General features: G+C 71.9%; 18 protein-coding genes and 3 pseudogenes. 8 read left to right on the top strand and 13 right to left on the bottom strand.

Annotated elements, in window-relative coordinates:
- Positions 1 to 175 precede the first annotated feature (175 nt).
- From ACFWMZ_RS04540 to ctaD, 3 genes are all read right to left on the bottom strand, one after another.
- Positions 176 to 1,732 carry an FAD-dependent oxidoreductase gene (locus ACFWMZ_RS04540; RefSeq protein WP_383177644.1) on the bottom strand — a complete coding sequence of 519 codons (1,557 nt, stop codon included), beginning with the start codon at positions 1,730 to 1,732 and terminating at the stop codon, positions 176 to 178.
- A gap of 102 nt (positions 1,733 to 1,834) precedes the next feature.
- Positions 1,835 to 2,167, bottom strand: coding sequence for a hypothetical protein (locus ACFWMZ_RS04535; protein ID WP_383177647.1), 333 nt, complete (start codon positions 2,165 to 2,167; stop codon positions 1,835 to 1,837).
- 20 nt (positions 2,168 to 2,187) lie between these two features.
- A complete protein-coding gene (ctaD, locus tag ACFWMZ_RS04530; protein WP_383177651.1) occupies positions 2,188 to 3,912 on the bottom strand; it encodes a cytochrome c oxidase subunit I in 1,725 nt (574 codons plus the stop codon).
- Between the two features lie 363 nt (positions 3,913 to 4,275).
- Between ctaD and ACFWMZ_RS04525 the strand changes: the two genes are divergently transcribed.
- From ACFWMZ_RS04525 to ACFWMZ_RS04510, 4 genes and pseudogenes are all read left to right on the top strand, one after another.
- Positions 4,276 to 5,199 carry a carbohydrate kinase gene (locus ACFWMZ_RS04525; RefSeq protein ID WP_383177654.1) on the top strand — a complete coding sequence of 308 codons (924 nt, stop codon included), beginning with the start codon at positions 4,276 to 4,278 and terminating at the stop codon, positions 5,197 to 5,199.
- Between the two features lie 163 nt (positions 5,200 to 5,362).
- Positions 5,363 to 5,983 (top strand): hypothetical protein, encoded by a 621-nt coding sequence (locus ACFWMZ_RS04520; protein WP_383199486.1) that lies wholly within the window; start codon positions 5,363 to 5,365, stop codon positions 5,981 to 5,983.
- Positions 5,977 to 6,633, top strand: a complete 657-nt coding sequence (locus ACFWMZ_RS04515) for a hypothetical protein (protein WP_383177660.1) — start codon at positions 5,977 to 5,979, stop codon at positions 6,631 to 6,633. The genes ACFWMZ_RS04520 and ACFWMZ_RS04515 overlap by 7 nt, the downstream gene beginning before the upstream one ends.
- 219 nt (positions 6,634 to 6,852) lie before the next feature.
- Positions 6,853 to 6,984 (top strand): annotated as a pseudogene (locus tag ACFWMZ_RS04510) (chitosanase); the annotation flags it as partial.
- Between the two features lie 246 nt (positions 6,985 to 7,230).
- Here ACFWMZ_RS04510 and ACFWMZ_RS04505 read toward each other — a convergent pair.
- The 7 genes from ACFWMZ_RS04505 to ACFWMZ_RS04475 form a co-directional block, all read right to left on the bottom strand.
- Positions 7,231 to 8,751, bottom strand: coding sequence for a nucleobase:cation symporter-2 family protein (locus ACFWMZ_RS04505; RefSeq protein WP_383177663.1), 1,521 nt, complete (start codon positions 8,749 to 8,751; stop codon positions 7,231 to 7,233).
- 341 nt (positions 8,752 to 9,092) lie between these two features.
- Complete coding sequence (locus ACFWMZ_RS04500; RefSeq protein WP_383199484.1) at positions 9,093 to 10,499, bottom strand: 8-oxoguanine deaminase; 1,407 nt, start codon at positions 10,497 to 10,499, stop codon at positions 9,093 to 9,095.
- A 236-nt stretch (positions 10,500 to 10,735) separates the two neighbouring features.
- The gene (pucL, locus tag ACFWMZ_RS04495; RefSeq protein WP_383177669.1) at positions 10,736 to 11,707 is read right to left on the bottom strand and encodes a factor-independent urate hydroxylase; all 972 of its coding nucleotides are present in this window, start codon (positions 11,705 to 11,707) and stop codon (positions 10,736 to 10,738) included.
- A 7-nt stretch (positions 11,708 to 11,714) separates the two neighbouring features.
- Positions 11,715 to 12,122 carry a hydroxyisourate hydrolase gene (uraH, locus tag ACFWMZ_RS04490; protein ID WP_383199482.1) on the bottom strand — a complete coding sequence of 136 codons (408 nt, stop codon included), beginning with the start codon at positions 12,120 to 12,122 and terminating at the stop codon, positions 11,715 to 11,717.
- Positions 12,119 to 12,691, bottom strand: coding sequence for a 2-oxo-4-hydroxy-4-carboxy-5-ureidoimidazoline decarboxylase (gene uraD / locus ACFWMZ_RS04485; RefSeq protein ID WP_383177675.1), 573 nt, complete (start codon positions 12,689 to 12,691; stop codon positions 12,119 to 12,121). Before uraD ends, uraH begins: the two co-directional genes overlap by 4 nt.
- A 318-nt stretch (positions 12,692 to 13,009) precedes the next feature.
- A complete protein-coding gene (locus tag ACFWMZ_RS04480) occupies positions 13,010 to 13,411 on the bottom strand; it encodes a helix-turn-helix domain-containing protein (protein ID WP_383177678.1) in 402 nt (133 codons plus the stop codon).
- Positions 13,408 to 13,656, bottom strand: coding sequence for a hypothetical protein (locus ACFWMZ_RS04475; RefSeq protein ID WP_383177681.1), 249 nt, complete (start codon positions 13,654 to 13,656; stop codon positions 13,408 to 13,410). Before ACFWMZ_RS04475 ends, ACFWMZ_RS04480 begins: the two co-directional genes overlap by 4 nt.
- A gap of 259 nt (positions 13,657 to 13,915) precedes the next feature.
- Between ACFWMZ_RS04475 and ACFWMZ_RS04470 the strand changes: the two genes are divergently transcribed.
- The 3 genes from ACFWMZ_RS04470 to ACFWMZ_RS04460 all read left to right on the top strand — a co-directional run bounded on the left by ACFWMZ_RS04470 (position 13,916) and on the right by ACFWMZ_RS04460 (position 17,615).
- Positions 13,916 to 14,767, top strand: a complete 852-nt coding sequence (locus ACFWMZ_RS04470; RefSeq protein ID WP_383199480.1) for a TIM barrel protein — start codon at positions 13,916 to 13,918, stop codon at positions 14,765 to 14,767.
- A gap of 80 nt (positions 14,768 to 14,847) precedes the next feature.
- Positions 14,848 to 15,753 carry a 2-hydroxy-3-oxopropionate reductase gene (locus tag ACFWMZ_RS04465; RefSeq protein WP_383177687.1) on the top strand — a complete coding sequence of 302 codons (906 nt, stop codon included), beginning with the start codon at positions 14,848 to 14,850 and terminating at the stop codon, positions 15,751 to 15,753.
- Positions 15,754 to 16,157: 404 nt separating this feature from the next.
- Positions 16,158 to 17,615, top strand: coding sequence for a catalase (locus tag ACFWMZ_RS04460; protein WP_383177690.1), 1,458 nt, complete (start codon positions 16,158 to 16,160; stop codon positions 17,613 to 17,615).
- 440 nt (positions 17,616 to 18,055) lie between these two features.
- Here ACFWMZ_RS04460 and ACFWMZ_RS04455 read toward each other — a convergent pair.
- The 3 genes and pseudogenes from ACFWMZ_RS04455 to ACFWMZ_RS04445 form a co-directional block, all read right to left on the bottom strand.
- Positions 18,056 to 18,499: pseudogene (locus tag ACFWMZ_RS04455) on the bottom strand (aminoglycoside phosphotransferase family protein); the annotation flags it as partial.
- Positions 18,493 to 19,139, bottom strand: a pseudogene (locus ACFWMZ_RS04450) (transposase); the annotation flags it as partial. The pseudogenes ACFWMZ_RS04450 and ACFWMZ_RS04455, both read right to left, overlap by 7 nt.
- 124 nt (positions 19,140 to 19,263) lie before the next feature.
- Positions 19,264 to 19,887 (bottom strand): TetR/AcrR family transcriptional regulator, encoded by a 624-nt coding sequence (locus tag ACFWMZ_RS04445; protein ID WP_383179726.1) that lies wholly within the window; start codon positions 19,885 to 19,887, stop codon positions 19,264 to 19,266.
- Between the two features lie 122 nt (positions 19,888 to 20,009).
- Between ACFWMZ_RS04445 and ACFWMZ_RS04440 the strand changes: the two genes are divergently transcribed.
- On the top strand, positions 20,010 to 21,461 hold the full coding sequence (locus ACFWMZ_RS04440; RefSeq protein WP_383199478.1) for an amidase: 1,452 nt from the start codon (positions 20,010 to 20,012) through the stop codon (positions 21,459 to 21,461).
- Positions 21,462 to 21,696: the final 235 nt, after the last annotated feature.

The following is a 21,696-nucleotide window of genomic DNA, read 5'->3' as shown; positions in this document are numbered from 1 at the left end:
GCGGCCGACAACTCCCCGGCCAGCTCGACGGCCATGGGGGTTCTCCTCGGTGTTCGTGCGCCCATTGTGGGCGCACGAACACCGGGGACGGAGCCGGACACGCGTTCTCGACATCGCCGCGCGTCTCTTCTTCCGGGCTCGTGCCTCCGGCGAGCGGCGGGCACGGCCACCGACTTCAGTCGGCGCGCTCCTCGGGCACGTCCAGCTCCTCCAGGGGCCGGGTCGCCGGGCCCTGGAGGACCGCCCCGTCGACGTCGAAGCGGGAACCGTGGCAGGGGCACTCCCAGGCGGTCTCGGCCTGGTTGAAGGAGACCAGGCAGCCGAGGTGGGTGCACCTGGCGGAGACGGCCCGTACCGTGCCGTCCTCGGCGCGGTGGACGGCACAGCGGCGGCCGCCGAGGCGTACCACCGCGCCGGTGCCGGGCGCGATCTCCGCCACGCTGTCCACGTGGGTGACGCGCAGCCGGTCACCGGCGAAGTGCCCGGCCACCTCTGCCTGCAGGCCGAGCAGGGCCCGCCCCTCGCGCATAAGGCTCTTCAGCCGCCTCGGGTCGTACAGGTCCGCCCACGGCGGTACGCCGGAACCGGTGATCAGGCTGGTGAGGAGGTGTCCGGCGAGCGCGCCGCCCGTCATGCCCCAGCCGCCGAACCCGGTCGCCACGTAGGTGTGGCGCGCGCCGGGGTGGAAGGGGCCGACGAGCGGGACGGTGTCGCTCGGGTCGAGGTCCTGGGCGGCCCAGTGGTAGGCGGTGGGCCCGGCCGCCGGGAAGCGGTCGTGCATCCAGGTGTCCAGGCGCCGCAGGGCGGCGCGGGGGTCGCCGGTGCCGGGCGTGAAGCTCTCCCCGGTGACGATGAGCAGGCGGTGCTCCTCGTCGAGCGGGGCGGTACGGACGGAGCGCTTCCCCTCGTCTTCGGTGATGTACATGCCCTGCGGCGCCCTCTCCCGCGCGAGGGGCGCGGCCACCACCAGTTCGCGGCGCGGGCTGAGCCGGGCGAAGAGCAGGGCCCGGTCGAACACCGGGTAGTGCGTGGCGATGACGACGTCCCGCGCGGTGACCTGCTGCCCGGTCTCCGTGGTGACCCGGCACGGCTGGCCCTCGGAGAGGCGGGTGACGCGGCTCCGTTCGAAGACGCGGCCACCCCTGGCCTCCAGGTCGGCGGCGAGGGCGAGGAGGTACTTGCGGGGATGGAACTGGGCCTGGCCGTCGAGCCGGACGGCCCCGGCGACGGCGAAGGGCAGGCCGGTCTCGGTGACGTGCCGGGCCGCGAGCCCCGCCTCGGCGGCGGCCCGGGCCTCGGCCGCGATCGCGTCGGCCGAGGCGGGACCGGCGGCGTAGGTGTAGGCGTCGGCCCGTTCGAAGTCGCAGTCGACGGCCAGTTCGGTGACGGTGCGGGCGATGCGTTCGACGGCGTCCCGCTGCGAGTCGGCGTACAGCCGGGCGGCTTCGGCGCCGTGGGCGCGGCGCAGCGGGTCGTAGACGCGCGAGTGCAGCGCGGAGACCTTGGCGGTGGTGTAGCCGGTCACCCCGGAGGCGACACGGTCGGCCTCCAGCACCGCGACGGACCGTCCCGCCCGGCTCAGCTCCCACGCGGCGCTGAGCCCGGCGACGCCGCCGCCGACCACGGCCACGTCCACTTCGATGTCTTCGGCGAGCGGCGGTCGCTCGGGGCCGGGGGCGGTCTCCATCCAGTAGGACTCGTCGCGGCCGGGCAGCGGGGGCGGGGCTGACATCAGACTGACTCCTGTCGTACGCGCGGGGGCAGGTCTGGCGTGTTCCCGGTCACGGCGCCCGCACGCACCGGGCGGTGCCCCGAACGGTGCGGGGCGCCTGCCTCAGGCGGCCATCGTCAGCAGGGCCAGGACCGAGAGCGCGGTGCAGAAGGCGCCGAGGAGCAGGGCCGTCGTCGCGCACCGGCGACGCAGCCGGTCGCGGGCCTCCTGGGCGGCGCGCTGCCGGTCGAGCCGGGCGCGGGCGTCCTGGGCGAGGGCTAGGCGGTCGTGGGTGTAGCGGCGGACGAGGGCGTCGCGCTGGACGGCGGAGAGGCGGGGCACGAGGTCTGCGAGGGCTTCCGCCGCCCGGCGGGCCCTGGCCCTCTCCTCCTCCACCGCGAGGAACGCTTCGATCTCCCCGTCGCTGGGGTACGCGGACGGCGTGCGCTGCCGCACGCGGCGCTCCTGGGGCGCGGTCATCGGCGGCCGCCCCCGGACGACTTGCCGTGCCCCCCGGGTTCGAAGACGTCACGCTTACCGGCGCCCTCGGCCTCGTCCCACCGTGCGACGACCGGGTAGTGCAGGTCGAAGGCGGGCGACTCGCTGCGGATGCGGGGGAGCGTGACGAAGTTGTGGCGTGGCGGTGGACAGGAGGTGGCCCACTCCAGTGACCGGCCGAACCCCCACGGGTCGTCCTCCTCCACGCGCTCGCCGGTCTGGGCGGTCTTCCAGACGTTGTAGAAGAACGGGAGCGTGGAGGCGCCCAGGAGAAAGGCCCCGATGCTGGAGACGGTGTTGAGTGCGGTGAAGCCGTCCGCGGCGAGGTAGTCGGCGTAGCGGCGGGGCATTCCTTCGGCGCCGAGCCAGTGCTGGACGAGGAAGGTCATGTGGAATCCGGTGAAGAGGGCCCAGAAGTGAATCTTCCCCAGCCGTTCGTCAAGCATGGTGCCGGTCATCTTGGGCCACCAGAAGTGGAATCCGGCGAACATCGCGAAAACGACCGTGCCGAAAACGACGTAGTGGAAATGGGCGACGACGAAGTAGCTGTCGGTGACGTGGAAGTCCAGCGGCGGGGAGGCGAGGATGATCCCGGTCAGCCCGCCGAACAGGAAGGTGACGAGGAAGCCGATCGACCACAGCATGGGGGTCTCGAACGAGAGCGACCCCTTCCACATGGTGCCGATCCAGTTGAAGAACTTGACGCCGGTGGGCACGGCGATGAGGAACGTCATGAAGGAGAAGAACGGCAGCAATACCGCTCCCGTGGCGAACATGTGGTGCGCCCACACGGTGATGGAGAGGCCGGTGATCGCGATGGTGGCGCCGACGAGTCCGAAGTAGCCGAAAATGGGCTTGCGGGAGAACACCGGGATGATCTCCGTGACGATGCCGAAGAATGGCAACGCGATGATGTACACCTCGGGATGACCGAAGAACCAGAACAGGTGCTGCCAGAGGATGGCACCTCCGTTCCCCGGGCTGAACACCTGGGCGCCGAACCGGCGGTCCGCCTCCAGCACCAGCAGCGAGGCTGCCAGCACGGGAAAGGCGAGCAGCACCAGCACCGAGGTGAACAGGATGTTCCACGTGAAGATCGGCATCCGGAACATCGTCATACCGGGAGCCCGCATGACGACGATGGTCGTGATGAAGTTCACGGCGCCCAGGATGGTGCCGAACCCGGAGAGCGCGAGGCCCATGATCCACAGGTCCCCGCCCACCTGGGGCGTACGCTCACCGCTGCTCAGTGGGGTGTAGGCGGTCCACCCGAAATCCGCCGCCCCCTGGGGAGTGAGAAGGCTGGCGAGGACGATGAGTCCACCGAAGAGGAACAGCCAGAAGGACAGCATGTTCAGGCGCGGGAAAGCCACGTCGGGAGCACCGATCTGCAAGGGCATGATCGCGTTGGCGAAACCGGCGAACGTCGGCGTGGCGAAAAGCAGCAGCATGATCGTGCCATGCATGGTGAAAGTCTGGTTGTACTGCTCGTTCGAGACCATCTGAATTCCAGGGCGTGCCAGTTCCGCCCTCAGCAGCAGTGCCATCAGGCCCGCCACGACGAAGAAGAAGAACGAGGCGATGAGATAGAGATGACCGATCTTCTTATGATCGGTCGTGGTCAGCCAGGAGACTGCCACGCTGCCCGGGCCGCGTTTCTCGTCCGCTACCAAGGTCGGTGGTTCAGTGGTGGACGAAGTCATGTGGGCCTCACTCACGTTGAGCTGAACAGTGCGGGGCAGCAGCCGGCCGCAGCTACACAACGCAAGATATAAGCAACCCTGCCCAAGTCCAGGAATACGCGCCTGACGGGATGGGAGAAGCGCTCAGCAGTCATGAGAGGAATGAGAGCGCCCTCTCCGCCGAGGGGCACGCGGCCGGGCCGGCCTGATCGACCGTGACCCGGCAGGCCGGTGGCGCGCCGACGCCAAGGGCGCGCACGGCCTGCCCCCGGTCGCCGACAGCACGCCCGGCCGCTCCCCAGCGGCGGTCTGACCGGTCTACCCTGGCGGCCCGGCCGACGCCGCGCCGGGCCGCCGCGTACCACCCCCGAAGGGACATTTCCTGTGATAGTCGTCGCCGGTGAGGCTCTGATCGACCTGGTGCCGCAAGTCCGGGGCGACGCCCTGACCCCGCTGCGGCCGGTGCGCGGAGGCGGTCCGTACAACACGGCCGTGGCGCTGGCCCGGCTGGGCGGCGAGGCCGCCTTCTGCTCGCGCGTCTCCACCGACGCCTTCGGCGCCTCCCTCCTGGAGCGGCTGGCCGAGGAAGGCGTCGCCACCGGCCTCGTCCAGCGGGGCCCCGAGCCGACCACGCTGGCCGTCGCGGCGGTCGGTGCGGACGGCTCCGCCTCGTACGCCTTCTACACCGGCGGCACCGCCGACCGCCTCTTCACCCTGCCGCCCGCCCTGCCGGAGCCGACACGGGCGGTCTCCTTCGGCACCTGCTCGCTGGTGCTGGAGCCGGGGGCGAGCGCCTACGAGGAGCTGATGCGGCGCGAGGCGGCGCGCGGCGTCCTCGTCGCCCTGGACCCGAACATCCGAGCCGAACTGATCCCCGACGCGGACGCCTACCGGTCCCGGTTCCGCGGCTGGCTCCCGCACGTCTCGCTGCTGAAGCTGAGCGAGGAGGACGCCGACTGGCTCGGCCTGGGCCTGCCGGAGCTGGCCGCCGCCGGTCCGGCCGCCGTCGTCCTCACCCGGGGCGGGGACGGCCTGACCGTGCGCACCCGGGAGGGCACCGAGCACTCCGTTCCGGGCGAGAAGGTCGAGGTGGTCGACACGATCGGCGCGGGCGACACGGTCAACGCCGCCCTCCTGCACGCCCTCGCCGAACGCGACCTGCTGACCCCGGCGGCGGCGGCCGGGCTGGACGCGGCCGGCTGGGCCGAGATCCTCGCCTTCGCCGCCCGCGCGGCGGCCGTCACCTGCTCACGGGCGGGGGCGGAGCCGCCTCGGGGGTGGGAGGTGGAGGCGTTCGCCGCACGGTGAGCGCGCACGGGCGGCCCGGCCCGTAACCGCCCGCCGTTCCGCGCGTTCCGGCACCATGAGCGCGGCGGTGCCGGGGCCGCCGCCGACAGGGGGTGCGCGATGGCGAGCGGGACGAGCGGTGTGGTGGAGCCCGTGGCGGTGATCGGTGGTTCGATCGCCGGGTGTGCGGCGGCGCTCGTGCTGCCCCGGCGCCACCGCAGCCTCCCGCACCCTGGACACGGCCCACCGGGCCCGGCTGACGGAGATCACCGACGAGCTGCTGCCCCCGTTCTGGGGCGAGTTGATCCGCCGCACGGGCCCCGGCTCCGTCTTCCTCCAGCGGCTGTACGACGTGACGGCGCCCCGGTACGCCTCGGAGCGCCTGCTGCTGCTCGGCGACGCCGCCACGGTGGCCCGTCCGCACACCGGGGCGGGCGCCGTCAAGGCGCTCCAGGAGGTGGCCGTGCTGGAGTCCTCGCTCGCCGGAGCCGCCGACTGGGCCTCGGCGGCCGCGGCCTACGAGGTCGCCGTCGGCCACTTCGACGGCGTAGGTCAGCGGGGTCCAGCAGAGCCCCTGCGAGTAGGTGGGCTTCCGCCGGACCCGCCAGCGGTACTTGGCCCCGTCGACGGTGATTCGCCGGGACCCCTTCTTGTTCAGCGCCAAGGCTCGTCCCCCCTGATCGGCTCGTGCCGAATTCCGTCGGACGGTACTCCCGGCGTTCGGTCCACATTGTCAGTGCCGCCCGGCACTCTGGACGGTGGGCGTGCGCAGGGGCGCGCCGGACGGGAGGTGCGGTCATGGTGAAACCGGTGACGGGGGCGCAGCAGCGGATCATCGAGGCGGCCGAGCCGGGCACGGGACGGTTGACGGGGACGGCCGCGCAGCTGGAGGGCCTGGTGCGGCGCGGCCTCGCCTTCCGCCATCCGAGGCCGCCGCACGCCTGCTTCCTGACTCCGGCGGGGCACCGGCTGCGGGAGGGGGACGCGCCGGTCTCGCCGCCGCCCCCGGACTGCCCCGTCCCGGGCGAACGGCCCGCGCAGGACGGCGGGTTCCGGGCGCGGACCGGTGGGCAGGACGATCCGCCGGGCGGTGCGGCGCGGCTGCGGGAGGCGCGGGGTGCCTGGTCGGGGATGCGGGAGTTGCGCCGGATGACCCGGGCGGACGGGGCGACCGGTCGGCTCTGCGGCTGGGAGCGGCAGCATCTGGTGCGGGCGGCGGCGCTGGTCCTGGAGGCGGCGGGGTTCCCGCCCGCCGCCGAGGAGCCCGGCGGGTACCGGGTCTCGGAGACGCCGCAGCCCGACGCGGTCGAGGTGCGGCCGGTGGGCGGCGCGCCTCCGGAGCGGGTGGACGAAGCCTGGTCGCGGACGCTGACGGAGGCGGGCTGGCAGGTCAGCCACCACCAGGGTGTCCGGCCTGCGGGGCCGTATCTGCTGGCCTCGCCGCGCCGGGACTGAGCGGGGCGGCCCGGCCCGGTGGGCGGGGGGCGCGGTTACGCTCGGCCGAGGGGCGGCGGTGCGTGCCGCGCAAGGCATCGGGACGGCGGGGCGGATTGCGGACGGCGGGGGCGAGTTGAGGGCGAGGACGCGCAGGGAGGTCGGTGCCGCGCTGCTGGGGGTGGCCGTACTGGCGGCCTGTTCCGGCGAGGCGGCGGGGGACGGCGGACGGGGCGGCGGGAGGAGCCCTCGCACACCGACACGTCCCGGATCGACACCGCCCAGCGCGTCTTCCTCCGCGAGGGGAACCTGCGCCTGGACCCGCCGCTGGTCTGGCGGGTGTATGGGGACACGTACCGGATCGACACGTGAAGGGGGCGGACGGCGAGGTGGCGGCGGGCGGTGTCGACGAGCGGCGGGCCGGACGGCAACGGGAGCTGATCGGCGAGGCGCTGGGGGCGGCTCGGCGGACCGGTACGGAGCTGTGGCTGCGCGGGCTCTGCTGGAGCGGTGTGTGGCGCAGGGGGCGGGGAGGACGGAGCCGTCGTCCCGTGACGCCGGCCGCCCGGCCCCTGCCGGGACCGGGCGATCAGCGGTGCGAGGTACGGCGCGGGCGGGTCAGTGCGCTCCGGCCCCCTGGCGGTGGGACGGGAGGTCGGCCGCCGGTTCCATGGGGGCGGTGACGTCGTCGCTGTCTCGGCCCTGGCCTTTGCCGAGGTGGTTGAAGACCAGGTTGAGCAGGACGGCGGCGACGCAGCCGGTGGAGATGCCGGAGTCCAGGATGATCTTCGCGGTCTCCGGGAAGGCGTGGTAGAAGTCCGGCGCGGTGATCGGGATGATGCCGACGGCCAGCGAGACCGCGACGATCAGGACGTTGTTGTCCTTCTCCAGGCCCGCCTTGACCAGCGTCTGGATGCCGCTGGCGGCGACCGAGCCGAAGAGGACGACGCCCGCGCCGCCGAGGACCGGGCGGGGCACGACCGCGATGAGCGAGGCGGCGATCGGGCAGAGCCCCATCAGGACGAGGAAGCCGCCACCGGCGGCGACCACGAAGCGGCTGCGGATGCGGGTCATGGCGACCAGGCCGATGTTCTGGGCGAAGGCGCTGCACATGAAGCCGTTGAAGATCGGGCTGATGGCGCTGCCCAGGGTGTCGGCACGCAGGCCGGCGGCGATCGTCTTCTCGTCGGCGGGCTTGTCGACGATCTCACCGAGGGCGAGCATGTCGGCGGTCGACTCGGTCATGGAGACGACCATGACGACGCAGAGCGAGATGATCGCGGCGAGCGCGAACTGCGGCGGCCCGAAGTGGAAGGGCGTCGGGAAGCCGATGATGTCGGCCTCGGCGACCGGCCCGAAGTCGGTGGCGCCGAACGGGATCGCGATGACCGTGCCGATGACCAGGCCCAGCAGCACGGCGATCTGTTTGACGAAGCCGCGGGTGAAGCGGCGCAGCAGCAGGACGACCAGGAGGGTGATCCCGGCGAGGCCGAGGTTGGTGGCCGAGCCGAAGTCGGGCGCCTCCGGGGACGGTCCCTGGGCCCAGCCGAAGGCGACCGGCATGAGGGAGACACCGATGAGGGTGATGACCGTACCGGTGACGACGGGTGGGAAGAACCGGACGAGTTTGCTGAAGAACGGTGCGGCGAAGAAGCCCAGGACTCCGGCGACGATGACCGCGCCGAAGATGATCGGCAGGGCGTCCTTCTTGTCGTCGGTGGAGTCGACCACGGCGAGCATGGGGGCGACGCCGGCGAAGGTCACGCCGTTGACGAAGGGCAGCCGGGCGCCGATGTTCCAGATGCCGAGCGTCTGGAGGAAGGTGGCGAGGCCCGCGGTGAAGAGGCAGGCGCCGGTGAGGAAGGTGAGTTCGGTGGCGCTGAGGCCCACGGCGGCGCCGACGATGAGCGGGGGCGCGACGACGCCCGCGTACATGGCGGCCACGTGCTGGAGGCCGGTGGTGGCCATCTTCAGCGGTGGCAGCTTCTCGTCGACGGGGTGGACGGCGGGCTCGCCGGCGGGCTCTGCGGCCCCCGGTTCGACCGGCTCCTGACCGGTCTTCTGTCGGGGTATCGGCCCCTCGCCCTCGACGGGGTCGTGGGCCGGGTCTTTCGGGTTGAACCTGGGCGTGTCGGCCACTGCGGCTCCTCCGGTTGTTTTCCTGTGCCGTCGCGTTGCGGCACGTGCTTCTGGGAGGTGATGCGAAATGCCAGGAATACGGTGGTACGCACCCGGATGGAGGGTGCGGCGGTGCGCCTCGTCGCGCCCGAGCGGCGAGGGTCTGCGGTGTCTCTGTCGTGTTCTTGGTCGTGCTGTGGTGCGCCCAGGTCGTACCGGCCGCGCGGTGTGCGGCGCGGGTCGGTACGGACCGCCCCGGTGGCGTGAGGCGTTGGGCCACGCACCGGGGCGGCGTCCGAGCAGCCCGCTCGGCTGCTCGGACCCCGGCCGGGAACCGTCCCTCCCGGCCGGAGTTCAGGGGGTCAGCCGCCTGCGGCGATCCGCGCCAGGCGCTGTGCCTCGTCCCGCGTGGAGCGGGCGACGGCGTCCTCGTCCACCGTGGTGAGGTGGTTGTCCTCGACGACGGTGCGGCCGCCGACGAGGGAGAGGGTCACGGGGGCCGGTGCGCCGAGGACCAGGGCGGTCACCGGGTCGGCGATGGAGGAGTGCGCGAGGGTGTCCATCCGCCACAGCACCAGGTCGGCGAGTTTGCCCGGCTCCAGGGAGCCGGTCTGGTCGCCGCGCCCGAGGACGCGCGCCCCGCCGTGGGTGCCGAGCCGCAGCGCCTGACGCGCGGTCAGCGCGGCTTCGCGGTGCGGGCCGAGGCGGTTGACGAGCAGGGCGTTGCGCAGCTCGGTGTGGAGTTCGCCGGACTCGTTGGAGGCGGTGCCGTCGACGCCGAGGCCGACGGGGACACCGGCGGCGAGCAGGTCGGGGACGCGCGCGATGCCGGCGGCGAGCCGGGCGTTGGAGGACGGGCAGTGCGCGACGCCGGTGCCGGTGCGGGCGAAGGCGTCGATGTCGGAGTCGTTCATGTGGACGCAGTGCGCCATCCACACGTCCTCGCCCAGCCAGCCGGTGGACTCGAAGTAGTCGGTGGGGCCCATGCCGAACAGTTCCTTGCAGAACTGCTCCTCCTCGACGGTCTCCGAGCCGTGCGTGTGCAGGCGTACCCCCTTGCGGCGGGCGAGTTCGGCGCCCTGGCGCATGAGTTCGGTGGAGACGGAGAAGGGCGAGCAGGGCGCGACGGCGATCTGCGTCATCGCGTCGAAGGAGGTGTCGTGGTGCCGGTCGATGGTCTCCTCGGTGGCGGCGAGCGCGCCGTCGAGGCTCTCCACGGCGAAGTCCGGGGGCAGCCCGCCGTCCTTCTCGCCGCGGTCCATGGAACCGCGCGCCAGGGTGAAGCGGACGCCCGTCTCGGCGGCGGCGCGGATGATCGCGCCGGAGAGGTCGCCGGAGCCGCGCGGGAAGACGTAGTGGTGGTCCATGGCGGTGGTGACGCCGCCGCGGGCCATCATGGCGAGCGAGCCCTGGGCCGCCGCGTAGGTCATCGACTCGTCGATCCGCGCCCAGGTGGGGTAGAGGGCGACGAGCCAGTTGAAGAGGTTGTGGTCGGTCGCCAGGCCCCGGGTGATCCACTGGTAGAAGTGGTGGTGGGTGTTGACGAGGCCGGGGGTGACCAGGTGCCCGGTGGCGTCGACGCGCCGGGTGACGCCGGTCAGCCCCTCGGGGGCGGGACCCGCGCCGACCGACTCGATACGCCCCCCGGCGACCACCAGGTGGCCGTGGGCGTACTCCGTGTCGTCGGCGTCGACGGTGGCGATGTGGGCGTTCTCGATGACCAGGCGGTCCGCGCCGTCCGCGGTGCCGGGGGTTGCCGGTGCTGCCATGGTGAGTCCTTTGGCGAGGAGTGGCCGGGTACGGCAGGACCCTGGGAATTTGAGTGCCGGGGCCGGCCGGGGCGCGGGGCCGCCGGCCGGGGTGCGTCCCCCGGGTGCCGAGAGGGTGGCCGGTGCGGGCGGGCCCCGGTCCGCACGGCGGGGTCCGCCCCGGCCGGCGGGGGTGGCGGGCGGTGGCGCCGCCCGCTCCCCCTCCGGCCCGGCTGGTGCTCAGAGGTTGCTGGTGCTCAGAGGTTGGTGAGGTCTTCCGGGATGCGCGGCTCGCAGCCGTCGCGCAGCACGGTCGCCTCGATCAGGCCGTAGGGCCGGTCGGCGGCGAAGTACACCTCGTTGTCGTTCTTGAGGCCGAAGGGCTCCAGGTCGACGAGGAAGTGGTGCTTGTTGGGCAGGGAGAAGCGGACCTCGTCGATCTCCGCGCGGTGGTTGATGATGCGCGCGCCCATCTGGTACAGCGTCTGCTGGAGGGAGAGCGAGTACGTCTCCGCGAACGCCTCCAGCATGTGCTTCTTCACCTGCTTGTAGGAGGTCTCCCACTGCGGCATGCGCTGCTCGTCGTCGGTCCAGTTGAACCGCCAGCGGGCGGCGACCTGGGTGGCGAGGATGCGGTCGTACGCCTCGGGGAGCGTCGTGTACTTGTCCTTGACGTAGCCCCAGAACTCCGAGTTGGTGGAGTTCATGACGACGAGGTCCTTGAGGCCGGAGACGACCTCCCACCGCTCGCCGTCGTAGGTGATCTGGGTGAGGCGGGTCTCCTGGCCCTGGCGGACGAAGGAGTGCTTGACCTCGTCGGCGCCGATGAACTGGGAGTTGGCGTCGGAGGCCGGGATGCGCTCCCAGGAGTACTCCTCGATGCGGATCCGCGCCCGGTGGATGGGCTCCTGGCTGGTGACGAAGTGCCGGGCCAGGTGGATGCCGAACTGCTCGGCCGACTCGATGCCGTGTTCCTTGGCGAAGGCGAACACGGTGTTCTTGGTGGTGTCGGTCGGCAGGACGTTGGCGTTGGAGCCGGAGTAGTGGACCTCCTCCATGTCGCCGGAGAGGGCGACGGAGACGTTGAGGTCCTTGATGTGGTGGGTGGCGCCCTCGCGGGTGATCTTGACGACGCGGTTCTCGGCCTTGCCGTACTGGTTCTGGCCGAGCATCACCGGGCGGCTGGAGCGGGAAGCGGCCGGGCGGCCGGGCTGGGGTCGGACGGTCATCTGTCTGCTAGCTCCCTCGGTAAACGGAGTAGCCGAACGGGTTGAGCAGCAGCGGTACGTGGTAGTGCTCGCCCTCTGCGACGGCGAAGGTGATCGCCACCTCGGGGAAGAACGCACCGCTGTCCCTTACGCGGGGGGCGTCCTGCTGCGCCTCGGCTTGCTTCTTCGGTTCTGTGCCGTCGGCCGTGAAGTACGCCTCGGTGTCGAAGTCGAGCCGTACGTGGGCCGTCTCCGCCGGCAGCGCCGGCAGGTCCTTGCAGCGCCCGTCCCCGTCGGTACGGGAGGTGCCGAGCTCCGCCCAGGGGGCCCCGGCGCCGGTGCGCGCGCTCAGGGTGACCCGCACCCCCCGGGCGGGCAGGCCGATGCTGGTGTCCAGAATGTGGGTGGACACCGAGGCGGTGGTGTCGGTGCTCATGCGTTCTCTTCCTCGGGGGCGGGCGCGTCCGCGGCCGGCTCCGCCAGGAGGCGGCCGAGCCGGATGCGGTTGATCTTGACCAGTTCGGTGCGGGCGTTCTCCCGCTCGCGCTCCGGCGTGTTCTCCAGACGGGAGGCGAGCGCGTCGCGCATCCGCTTCCCGTCGAGGCCGGTGGCGCAGATCAGGAAGACGTGGCCGAACCGCTCCTGGTAGGCGAGGTTCAGCTCCAGCATCTCGGCCTTCAGCCCCTCGTCGGCGTCGGCCATGCCGCGCTGTTCCCGCGAGGAGGTGGGGTCGCCGGGCTTCGGGCGGCCGATCGGCGGGTGGCCGGCCATCGCCTCGTCGAGGCCCTTGTCGTCGAGGTCGGCCAGGGCGGCGTCGCTCGCGGCGTAGAGGGCTTCGGGGCTGGCGTAGGGGCGGCCCTCGGCGAGGGCGGCGGCCCAGTCGCGAGCGGCGCAGACCTCGGTGAGGGCGGCGTCGGCGGCTTCGCGGGGCAGGGCGTTGAACCGGGTGAGGCCCGCGCTGTCCTGGGAAGATCCCCCGGACGCAGGCGGCGAACTCGTAGTCACGGGAGCCTCCGTGGCCTTGTGCTGGACGGGCTGCGGATAGCTAACGCCGTCGACGAGTCGGCGTCAACACTTTGTTGAAACAATGCTGTGAACTCATTTTCACGCTCCCGAGGGCCGCCGGCCACGCGAAAGCCGCCGTCCGGACAGGGGACGGCGGCGGGTTTTCGCGGGGCGGGCGGGGCCTGCGCGGGGGCGAGGGCCGTGCACGGCGAGGGCGCCTGGCGCGCTTCGGAGGATCACGTGAGGCTTGAGGGGCCGCGCGCGGTCCCGCCCGGAGCCCCACGCCGCTTCAACGGATTTCGCGTCTGTTGCGGTGTTTCAGCGGGTTTCGGACCGGTTCAGGTAGTTGTAGACGGTGAAGCGGCTCACGCCCAGGGCGCCCGCGACCGTCTCCACGCCGTGGCGGACGGAGAAGGCGCCGCGGGCCTCCAGGGTGCGGACGACGGCCTGCTTGGCCCTGCGGTCGAGTTCCGCGAGGGGGCGGCCGTGCTTGCGCTCCAGGGCGGCGATGATCTGGTCGAGGGAGTCGCTGAGCTGCGGCAGCCGTACGGCGACGACCTCGCGCCCCTCCCAGGAGAGGACCACGTCCTCCTCACCGGCGCGGGCCGGCGGCAGCAGCTCGCCACCCATCGCGTCGACCAGCGGCTTGACGGCGTCCACGAAGGGCTCGCCCACGACTGCCTCCCCCGCGACCGGCGCGGCCGGTCCCTCCGCGCTCACCGGTCACCCTCGATGACGTTGACCTGGAGGGAGACCCGGGTCGCCCCGGAGGCGAGCGCCTCGCGCAGCAGCGCGTCGACGGCGCCGAGCACCTGGTCGGCGCCGCCCTCGGCGGTGTTGCCGAACGGGCCGACGTCCACCGCGTCGAGGTCGGCCGAGGAGATCACCTCGCGGGCCACCAGCGCGTGCGGGGGCGCCTCGTCCAGATCGAACGGTTCCGTCGTGAATTCCACTCGCAATCGCATTGCGCCCCTGTTCGCCGTTCTCCCTCGACCTGGCTTTTTCTCGTGGCGCCCGGCCTCGCCCCGACCCTAACGGACCCGGGCGGCGGCCGGGTTCCGGCGAGGTGAACGCCCGGCCGGAAGGCCTACGCGGGCACGGCCGGACCCCCGCCCCACCACCGACGGCTCACCACCACCCCCTTGACAGCCGCCGAACCGTCCGGGCAATCTTCCGTTGAGCAGAAACATACTTCCGCAATACGGAAGGAGCATCGGTCTCCCCATGGGCTACGCCAATCAGCGGTTCGATGTGAACCTCTCGATCCTCTTCACCGAACTGCCGCTTCTGGAGCGGCCCGCCGCAGCGGCGGCGGCCGGCTTCACCGCGGTGGAGCTGTGGTGGCCCTGGGTGGCCACCCCCACTCCCCCGCAGGACGAACTCGACGCCCTGGCCAAGTCGTTGAAAGACGCGGGCACGCAGCTCGTCGGCCTCAACTTCTACGCCGGCCAGCTGCCGGGCCCGGACCGGGGCGCGCTCTCGCTGCCCGGCGAGGAGTCCGGCCGCTTCCGCGCCAACCTCGACGTGGCGACCCGCTTCGCGGAGTCCACCGGCTGCACCGCGCTCAACGCGCTCTACGGCAACCGCGTCGAGGGCACCGACCCGGCGGCCCAGGACGAACTCGCCCTGGAGAACCTGGTGCTGGCCGCCCGCGCCGCCGACCGGATCGGCGCGACGCTGCTCCTGGAGGCGCTCAACGAGCCGGAGTCGCCCCGCTACCCGCTGCTCGGCGCCGACGAGACCGTCGCGCTGGCCGACCGGGTCAACGAGGCGAGCGGGCTGGCCAACGCCACCTTCCTGATGGACCTGTACCACCTGTCCATGAACGGCCTGTCCACCGAGGACCTGTACGCCGTCATCGACACCCACGCGGCCCGGACCGGCCACGTCCAGATCGCCGACAACCCCGGCCGCGGCGCCCCGGGCACCGGCACGCTCCCCCTGGAGTCGCTGCTCGACCGGCTGCACGCCGCCGGATACACCGGCTGGACCGGCCTGGAGTACAAGCCCGGGGACCGCCCGAGCGCCGACGCCTTCGGCTGGCTCCCCGCCGAGCTGCGCGCCGCCCGCCCCTGAGCCGGCGCCCGCCGACGGACCGCGCACACCCGGGCCGGCCCCGCTCCCCCTGGCCCCCCGACCCCCGAGAGAGGCACCCGATGAGCAAGACCGCCGACACCGCCCGCCCGTCGATCGCCTGGATCGGCCTCGGCATCATGGGCTCCCCGATGTCCGAGAACCTGATCAAGGCCGGGTACGCCGTCACCGGCTACACCCTGGAGCAGGAGAAGCTCGACCGGCTCACCGCCGCGGGCGGCAAGGCCGCCGCCTCCATCGCCGAGGCGGTGCGCGAGGCCGACGTCATCATCACGATGGTCCCCGCCTCCCCGCAGGTCGAGGCGATCGCCTACGGACCCGACGGCATCCTCGCCCACGCCCGGCGCGGCGCCCTGCTGATCGACATGTCCTCGATCACCCCGCAGACCTCGGTCGACCTCGCCGAGGCCGCGCGGGAGAAGGGCGTCCGGGTCCTGGACGCGCCGGTCTCCGGCGGTGAGGCGGGCGCCGTGGAGGCGGTGCTCTCCATCATGGTCGGCGGCGAGCAGGCCGACTTCGACGAGGCGCGGCCCGTCTTCGAGGCGCTGGGCAAGACCATCGTGCTCTGCGGCCCGCACGGCTCGGGACAGACGGTGAAGGCCGCCAACCAGCTCATCGTCGCCGTCAACATCCAGGCGTGCGCCGAGGCCGTGGTCTTCCTGGAGAAGTCCGGCGTGGACCTGGGCGCGGCGCTCGACGTGCTCGGGGGCGGACTGGCCGGCTCCACCGTGCTGGCCCGCAAGAAGGACAACTTCCTTCAGCGCGACTTCGCCCCCGGCTTCCGGATCGACCTGCACCACAAGGACATGGGCATCGTCACCGACGCCGCCCGTACCGTCGGCGCGGCCCTGCCCGTCGGCTCGGTCGTCGCCCAGCTCGTCGCCTCGCTGCGGGCGCAGGGCGACGGCGGCCTCGACCACTCGGCACTGCTGCGCGGGGTCGAGCGCCTCTCCGGCGGCCAGGTCTGAGCCTGCCGCCCCAGGGCATGTCCACAAAGTCCCGCACGGCGTCCACGGCGTCCACGGCGTCCACGGCGTCCACGGCGCCCGAGGCGCCCGAGGCGCCCGGCACGCACGCTCGCCACGCCGACACCGCACAGGACTTCACGGACACGCCCTGGCTCCGGACCACGCGGTCCGGCCCCTGAATGTCCGGGTGGTGCCGTCGCTGACACCTGTCCTGTCGCGCCCAGGCGGCGGCACCACCCGGATACCTCTTGCCTGCTCATTTCTTCTTCCGGTCGGCGGAGCACAGCTCCGCCCACTGTTTCAACAAACTGTTGACGTTCGGTTCCGCCGAACCTACGCTCCACGCAACGCTCCACCCAGCGGAAGAGTTTTTCCGTAGTTGCTCACCCGTACGGAAGGTCCCCATGTCGAAGCGTGTGCTCACGACCGAGTCGGGCGCTCCTGTCGCCGACAACCAGAACTCCGCCAGCGCCGGCGTCGGCGGTCCCCTCCTCCTCCAGGACCAGCACCTCCTGGAGAAGCTGGCACGCTTCAACCGGGAGCGCATCCCGGAGCGCGTCGTGCACGCCCGCGGCTCGGGCGCGTACGGCCACTTCACCGTCACCGACGACGTGTCCGACCTGACCAGTGCGGCGTTCCTCAGCACGGTCGGCAAGCGGACCGAGCTCTTCACCCGGTTCTCCACCGTCGCCGACAACCTCGGCGGGGCCGACGCCGTCCGCGACCCGCGCGGCTTCGCGGTGAAGTTCTACACCGAGGAGGGCAACTACGACCTCGTCGGCAACAACACGCCGGTCTTCTTCATCAAGGACCCGTTGAAGTTCCCGGACTTCATCCACTCGCAGAAGCGCGACCCGTTCACCGGCAAGCAGGAGCCCGACAACGTCTGGGACTTCTGGGCGCACGCCCCCGAGGCCACCCACCAGGTCACCTGGCTCATGGGCGACCGGGGCATCCCCGCCTCGTACCGGCACATGAACGGCTACGGCTCGCACACGTACCAGTGGACCAACGCCGAGGGCGAAGCCTTCTTCGTGAAGTACCACTTCAAGACCAACCAGGGCATCCGCTCGCTCTCCTCCGAGCAGGGCCAGGAGCTGGCGGGCAAGGACTCCAACTCCCACCAGACCGACCTGCTCCAGGCCATCGAGCGCGGTGTGCACCCGTCCTGGACGCTCTACGTCCAGGTGATGCCCGCCGCCGAGGCGGACGGCTACCGCTTCAACCCGTTCGACCTGACGAAGGTCTGGCCGCACGCGGACTACCCGCTGCGCCGCGTCGGCCGTCTGGTCCTCGACCGCAACCCCGACAACGTCTTCGCCGAGGTCGAGCAGGCCGCCTTCTCCCCCAACAACTTCGTGCCCGGCATCGGCCCGTCCCCCGACAAGATGCTCCAGGGCCGCCTCTTCGCCTACGCGGACGCGCACCGCTACCGGCTCGGCGTCAACCACACCCAGCTCGCGGTCAACGCGCCGCGCGCCACCACCGCCGACAACTACGGCCGGGACGGCCTGATGGCCGCCAACGCCCAGCCGCGCGGCGAGAAGAACTACGAGCCCAACTCGTACGGCGGCCCGGAGGAGACCGGCACCCCGCTGGCCTCGCCGCTCGCGGTCAACGGCCACACCGGCACCCACGAGGCCCCGGCCCACTCCAAGGACGACGACTTCTTCCAGGCGGGCGAGTTGTTCCGGCTGATGTCCGAGGAGGAGCGGGCCCGGCTCGTCGCCAACATCGCCGGCGGGCTCTCCCAGGTCTCCCGCGAGGACGTGATCGAGAAGAACCTCGCCCACTTCCACGCCGCCGACCCCGAGTACGGCAAGCGCGTCGAAGCCGCCGTGCAAACCCTGCGCGAGGGCTGACCCGCCCCCAGTACCACGCTCCGCGGCAGCCGGGGAGGCCGTCCCCGGAGCGTGCCCCGCGCCCGCCGGTCCCGATGAGGGGTCGACCGGCGGGCGCGGGCCCCCAGACCGCCCTTCCGCCCGGCTCTCACCAGCCGCGCGCGAGGGCCCGTACGACCGCGGCGGCGACGAGCCAGTGCGGTGGTCAACGCGTTCCGTCGTGCGCGCCCGGCCCTGAGGGGGCCGCGACGGGGTGCGATCGCCGCCGCCGCGGTCGGACTTCTCCCCTTCCACGGGAGCGCCTGGGCCCCGGACGCCTCACGCGTCCGGGGCCTTTCGTGCCGTCGGTGCTCAGTCGACGAACCGCACCTTCGGGTGGGCGGGCGACGGACCGTCCAGCAGGTCCTGGGGCCGCTGTCGCAGGTGCTGCTCGAAGAAGGCGGCGATGCAGGCGCGCTGGGCGGAGCCCACGGCCGGAGCGCGGTCTCGGCGACCTGGCGGTTGCGGGTGACCAGGTCGGCGGGCAGGACCCTCTTCGTCACGAGCGACTCGCACTCCCGGTCGAGCTCCGCCGCCAGCGCGAGGACGCTCCGGCCTGCCCGGCCCCGCATGGGCGGCAGGGGCGCTTCATGCAGCTTCCGGATGGCGGCGCCCGCCGCGGCCCACGCCGCCGGCGAACCGGTCGACGGCCCGCCCAGGCGCCCGAGCGTCGTCCCCGGCAGCGCGGCGATCGCGAGCACCGGCGGCTTGCGCCACAGGACCGCCGGAGTCGGAAACGCGAGGGCCATCGCCTCCACTTCGACGTCGACACGCGCCTGAGCGCCGTCCACCTTCAGAAACACGTCACCGACACGCAGGGTCGCCCGCTCGCAATGCGCGACGACGACTTCCACCTCATCATCCAGGCCAGCAGGTCGAGTGCGATCTGCGCGATCTCCAGCCAGATGCGGTTCTGGGCAGTGCGGTGCAGGGGCAGGTTACGCAGACCGGTGGCCCGGGCGGCCCGGATCCGGTCCTCGGCCCGGGCCCGCAGCCGGTGCCGGAGCTCGAGCTCGGCGATCGGCCGGCCCGAAGTGTTGGTGGCGAAACAGGTCAGCCGCATGCCGCCAGCGTCCGTCAGCCGCAACTGGGCTCGGAGTGCGGCCGTTCCTTGCGGACGATCAGCCGCATGCCCTGAGGCCAGCCGTCCAGGACGTCGCCGGTGAGTTCGGCGACCCAGGCCCCGCCACGGATCTCGCCGTCCGCCTCGACGGCTGGTGACCAGGCCGAGGTGGGTACCTTCAGCACGTGGCTGTGGATCGCCTCGGTGATCACCATGCCCACCGAATAGGACAGCCACCGTCCCCGCCGGGCGAGCCAGGCCACGAAGTCGTGAGTGCCGCCCGCAGAATCCGTGCGGATCAGGGCCCGGCGCCCGCGCCGGTATGCCTTCGGCAGTTGGGACAAGGCCAGTTGGGCGGCGGTGATGTGGTCGGCCGCGGTGTTTGAGCCCGCGTTTCCCGGCCTGAGCAGGGCCGCCACCGGCTCCCCGGTGCCGCCCGGAAAAGAAGCTTTCCAGGTGGGCGGGGGCGCCAGGCCCCACTCGCATGCCCACGTTATGCGGTGGCCGGTCGGGCGGCGCGGGCGGTCAGTCGGGCGGCGCGGGCGGTCAGTCGGGCGGCGCGGGCGGTCAGTCAGCCGCCCTGTGTGCGCTGAGGTGGGAGCGGTGCCGGTCCACGATTCCCTCGACGATCTTCATCAGGCGGTCTCCCGTCTGATCGACGCTTCCGTTCTGTGTGCTGACCTGCGCCCCTTCGAGTACGAAGGTGATCTCGGCCGCGGCCTGTCCGGGGTCGGGCATCTGGGCCTTGGTGCACATGCCGATCAGCCTGCGGGTCTGGTGGGCCTTGTGGTCCTCGATCACCTGCCGTGCCGGATGAAGGCGGTCGGGCAGCTCGGCGAGGGAGTTGATGAACGGACAGCCCCTGTATGAGATCGTCGGCAGCCCCTCGGCGATGAAGCGGGCCAGGCCCAGAATCTGCTCCTCGGGTTGGTCGGGGTATTCGGTTTCCACGCGGTCGAAGGCCGCCTGGTAATCGGCGGCGACGATCCGCAGCCACTCCGCGACCAGCGCGTCTTTGGTCTCGAAGTGCCGGTAGATCGCCATTTTGGTGGTCTCGGCCTTGTCGGCGATCGTCTGGACCCCCACCTGCCGGATCCCTTCCCTCTGGAAGAGCTCTTCGGCCGCGTCGAGGATGCGCTCACGAGGCGGCAGCTTCGCCACTCTGCCCGGCCTGCTGAGGGTCGATGCCATGACTACTCCGTCACTCCGGTCGATCGTGCGGTCCACAACCCCCTACGGTACCAGCCAGACCCCTTCGATACCGTAGAGTATCGTTCGGAACTGAGCGGTATCGTTCTTGTCAGGGAGTGGCAGTGAAAGTTTCTGAGTACGTGAGCTTCGACGCGGTCGGGCTGGCGGAGCTGGTGGCTAAGGGCGAGGTGCTCCCCGCCGAGTTGGAGGCAGCCGCGCGCGAGGCTGTACAGGCAGTTGATCCGCGGATCAACGCCGTCGTGGAGACCTGGCTGACCGACGACGAGCCTGTCCCCGGTAGCACGCCACTGGCCGGCGTCCCTTTTCTGATCAAGGACATCGCGGTGGCCATGGCCGGGAGGCGGATGGAGCTGGGAAGCCGCCTGGCGGCCGGTAACGTCGCCGGCGCCGACTCCTCGCTGATGCAGCGCTTCCGGCGCGCGGGCCTCGTGACGTTCGGGCGCACCGCGACACCGGAGATGGCCTATGGCATCTCCACGGAATCAGCGTTGTACGGCGCGACCCGCAACCCGTGGGACCTGGAGCGCAGCGCGGGCGGATCCAGTGGAGGCGCGGCCGCCGCTGTCGCCGCCGGGGTGGTCCCGGTCGCCCATGGCACCGACGCCGCCGGATCGCTCCGTATCCCCGCCGCATACAACGGCCTCTTCGGGATCAAGCCCACCCGTGGCCGGGTGTCCATGGGGCCCGACGTCGACGAGGTCTTCAACGGCCTGGCCGTGCACGGCAGCGTCAGCCGCACCGTACGCGACAGTGCGGTACTGCTCGATCAAATACGCGGCCCGGAGTCGGGCGACCCCTACTTCGCCCAGCAGCCGTCACGGCCGTACGCGGAGGAAGTCACCCGTCATCCGGGCTCGTTGCGAATCGGTGTCCTCGCCCAAGCGTGGGGCGGACGCCGCACTACCGCCCCGGTGACCGACGCCCTCTCCCGTACCGTGCGGTTGCTTGAATCCCTCGGTCACCAGGTGGAGGCGGCCGAGATCGACCTCGGCGCCGACTGGGAGAAATTCGTCCTGGCCAACGCCCAGCTCATGACGGTGAACCTGACCACCCTGGTCGACGGGTTGGCCGCCGCCTTCGGCCGTCCCATCGACTCCTCAGCCCTTGAGCCGGCGACCCTCGCCGGCTACCGCTACGGGCAGCGGGTCGGCGGCGCGCAATTCCTCACCGCTCTCGCGATGCGGAACCGGGTGGCCCGAAGCCTGGCGCGGTACTTCGACGCGTACGACATCCTCCTCACGCCGACCCTGCCGGAGCCCCCCTTGCCTCTGGGCACTCATACCGAGGGTGTGGAGACACTGGACGGCCTCGGCTGGATCGAGCGCATCAATGACCTGTCGCCGTTCACCATGCCGTTCAACGTGGCGGGCACGCCCGCCATGTCCGTACCTGTGACGGCCGACGCCGGGACGGGGCTTCCGGTAGGTATGCAGTTCGCCGCCGGATACGGCCTCGAAGGCCGGCTCTTCCGCCTCGCCGGCCAACTCGAACAGGCAAATCCGTGGTCAGGCCGAATCCCCACGGTATGGGCAGGGAACCACCCAGCCCGCTGAAGACGCTCCTGGCACGCCACAGAGAGACATCGAAGGATTCTTGTCGGTCCCAGGACCGAAAACTCTCGCGGCGCACGGGGCGGATGCCCTCAATGCCGAGGCGAAGCCGCGGGTATTGCCGGCCTCGAAGCGGCTGGTGCCGGACGAGTTGTGGGAGTTGTTCCAGCGGGTGGCGCCGGAGGCGCCGTCGCGACCGCAGGGCGGTGGCGGGAGGCGGCCACAACCCGCAGCCGCC

Origin of the sequence: Streptomyces sp. NPDC058373, assembly GCF_042723275.1 — a bacterium.
Lineage (GTDB): Bacteria > Actinomycetota > Actinomycetes > Streptomycetales > Streptomycetaceae > Streptomyces.
The sequence above is the reverse complement of the archived record's forward strand: the minus strand, read 5'-3'. Positions and strand labels throughout refer to the sequence as shown.